Raw genomic sequence first — 2,904 nt, 5'->3', positions numbered from 1 at the left:
CAGCTTGAATGGTTAACGATTGCCTACCTGATAAGTGTAGTTATTTTCTTATACTTTGTCATGGCTAATTCACAAGTTGTGAAGGCAGTTTTCGTTGAGGATCTGGTATCGCTATTTCCATCAGTAGCGTTTCTGATTGCGTCCCGGTTTTTTAATAAATCACCTTCGTACGATTTTCCATACGGTTACCATAAGGCATTTACAGTGGCGTTTATTGCTGGAGCTATTGCATTATTGATGTTGGGCCTATTTATTTTAATAGATTCTGTCATAGAACTCGTAAAGGCAGAAGCCATTGTTATCGAGGACACGGAAATCTTCGGACAGCAGGTCTGGATGGGTTGGGTGATGGTGCTTGCTTTGATTTACAGTTTAATACCGGCTTATTTGATAGGCAAAAGAAAGCTTCCGCTATCCCGTCAACTACACATAAAAGTTTTGTATGTAGATGCGAAAATGCAAAGAGCTGATTGGATGGCATCAGCGGCAGGTATAATTGGGATTATTGGCATACGTTTAGGGATATGGTGGGCAGACCCTGTGGTTGCAATCTTTATAGCTGCCAGTATCGTAAAAGATGGACTCTACCAGGTGAAAGCTTCAATGTTTGACCTGATGGAAGAAATCCCAAAAACCATGGATGATCGAAGTCCTCATCCATTACTTATTGAACTGACAAAAATATTTCTGAACGAAGATTGGGTGAGCGATGTACATATTCGCATGAGAGAGCATGGCCTGGTATTTTTTGGAGATGTATTTATTATTCCTAAGTATGAAGAAAACCTGATTGAGAATATTCAAAAAGCTTATGAAAAAGCACGCGGGCTTGATTGGAAGATTCAAGATCTGGTTATCCAGCCTGTTAAAAGTCTACCGAACCCCAATGTAACCTATCAGGAAAACCATCCATGACTGAACCTGTAGGTTGATAGTTATCTACGCTTGTGAATCCTTGCATAGCCCTCTAAAATTTGGCTGGAATTTTGCTGCAAAAAGTTCGAGAATTCGCCCCTTCCCGCTACTATTAAGAAAGCAATCAGTAATGGTTGCCTTTTTTTGTTGATTATCAAGCACTTACAATAATTAAAAAGTTCGAGAAATTATTGTCAAATATTTTAAAAGAGCTATATTCCTTTTCCTTTAAAGTCTATTAATCAGCGGCTTAACGCAAGTTCGATTCCCTGCCACGCATTTAATATTTTTTATTACCATATTCTAAAGAAAAAATGAACATGCAAAACGGAAAGAAAAAACATAATGTAACTCCAGACAGAATAAGGGCAAAAAAGGAATTTTCACATCTAACTGAAGATGAGGCGTTGGAGATGATCCGTCAGATGGAGCGGCTTTCAGAAATTGTGTTAAGGCATGTGCTTTCGGAGATGAATAAGTCTGAGAGCAGTAAGGGGTCTAATTACCACAAAAAAAGAGATATTTTTGCCGCTTTCTCTACTTCTTATAAGGGAAGGTAGTCGATTTGACCACCTTTTCTTTTGTTTTTTAGAATGCATTACAGTAGGATGATTTATGTCTTACCTTCAGCAGTATGGTGAATTGTGCGGCAAATCGGCTGGTATTGCACACCACTGGAGCCTGAAACTTCACCAAAAAGATCTGTTTTATCTGTCCATACAATGGTATCAACAGCAGGCCTTTCTGTGTCTATGTGGACATGGCCTTCTATCTCAACATGGGCATGGATCGTGTTTTTCTGCCTCTTCGTAGGAAAATAGGGCCAATGCCGTAAGAATCACTACATATCGCATTCTATTTTGGTTAGTACTTATTAATGATCATGCTGCTCGCTACCGTCTTCACGGGTATGAGTTTCTTCTGATTCCACAACATGTTTTTCTCTGCATCAGATGTTATAGCTGATGTTTAAATAATTCAGCTCCGCTGATGAAGTTGCTTTCCCAGTAATTAGACTGACAAGTCTTTGGAAATGGGTGACACCAATTATAATTATACATTGACCCTCAATTACGATAATGCCTACATGGGGAGTATTGATGATATAGATGGTGCAGGAGCAGCGATTACTCAGGATCCCGAGTTAGATGATAAATGGTACTTTGTACCGGCTGTTCATAATGCCAGTGGGAAAACATTTACTGCATCAGGCTTTACAGACTTTGGCCGTTTTGCTCTTACCACTGCAGACAGGCCTTTACCGGTGGAACTATGCCTTCTCATGCCAAAGAGAGGAAAATAGTGTAAGACTAAACTGGGCAACGGCAACAGAGATAAACAATGAATTCTTTCAGGTCGAGCGTATGAAACCACTAGAAGATTCATGGTTAAATATTGGAAAAGTGAAAGGAATGGACAATTCCACTACTATAAATGAATATAGTTTGCCGGATAAAAAGCCTTTACAGGGATATAACTACTACCGGTTAAAATTTGTGGATGCTGACGGAGGAAGACTTATAGCGAAGTGAAGGGTATATTTTTTAGCGATATGAGGTCTATAGAAGTATATCCTAACCCGGCTGGAGATCAAATCAAAGTGACATCAATTCCTTTTAACGAAAATTACTTACTGGAAATTCGCAATGTCTACGGGAAAGACATATTTAACAGACGGGTGATTCATGGGGATCAATTAATATTGGATACTTCGTCATATATGCCGGGGGTATATATTTTGAAAGTGACCAAAGGGGCAAAGTCTGAATATACTCAGTTTATAAAACGTTAAGAGAAGATAGTAGCCCGACAATTTTAAAATAGAATAGTCTAAATTACTTTAAAACCTCAGTGGACTTCTTCATATCAAGAAATTTGACTTGGGAAACCATTCTTATTTTTCTAATAATAAATACTACTAATAGCAATAAGTAAACTGCCAAAAACATCGGAACTAGGTTAAATCTAGAAATTGATGCGGTCAAAAAA

General features: G+C 38.4%; 5 protein-coding genes. All 5 read left to right on the top strand.

All coding sequences use genetic code 11. The features are described from left to right. A partial coding sequence (locus tag E1163_RS01255; protein ID WP_155168711.1) for a cation transporter occupies positions 1 to 915 on the top strand: 915 nt, incomplete at its 5' end. 320 nt (positions 916 to 1,235) lie between these two features. Beyond that, a complete protein-coding gene (locus E1163_RS01250; protein WP_155168710.1) occupies positions 1,236 to 1,475 on the top strand; it encodes a hypothetical protein in 240 nt (79 codons plus the stop codon). Positions 1,476 to 1,948: 473 nt separating this feature from the next. Next, positions 1,949 to 2,218 (top strand): hypothetical protein, encoded by a 270-nt coding sequence (locus E1163_RS01245; RefSeq protein ID WP_155168709.1) that lies wholly within the window; start codon positions 1,949 to 1,951, stop codon positions 2,216 to 2,218. A gap of 61 nt (positions 2,219 to 2,279) precedes the next feature. Beyond that, positions 2,280 to 2,447, top strand: coding sequence for a hypothetical protein (locus tag E1163_RS01240; protein WP_155168708.1), 168 nt, complete (start codon positions 2,280 to 2,282; stop codon positions 2,445 to 2,447). A gap of 20 nt (positions 2,448 to 2,467) precedes the next feature. After that, on the top strand, positions 2,468 to 2,707 hold the full coding sequence (locus E1163_RS31615) for a T9SS type A sorting domain-containing protein (protein ID WP_185155912.1): 240 nt from the start codon (positions 2,468 to 2,470) through the stop codon (positions 2,705 to 2,707). Positions 2,708 to 2,904 lie beyond the last annotated feature (197 nt).

This window comes from Fulvivirga kasyanovii (assembly GCF_009711405.1).
GTDB lineage: Bacteria > Bacteroidota > Bacteroidia > Cytophagales > Cyclobacteriaceae > Fulvivirga > Fulvivirga kasyanovii.
This window is presented reverse-complemented; position numbering and strand designations above follow the sequence as displayed.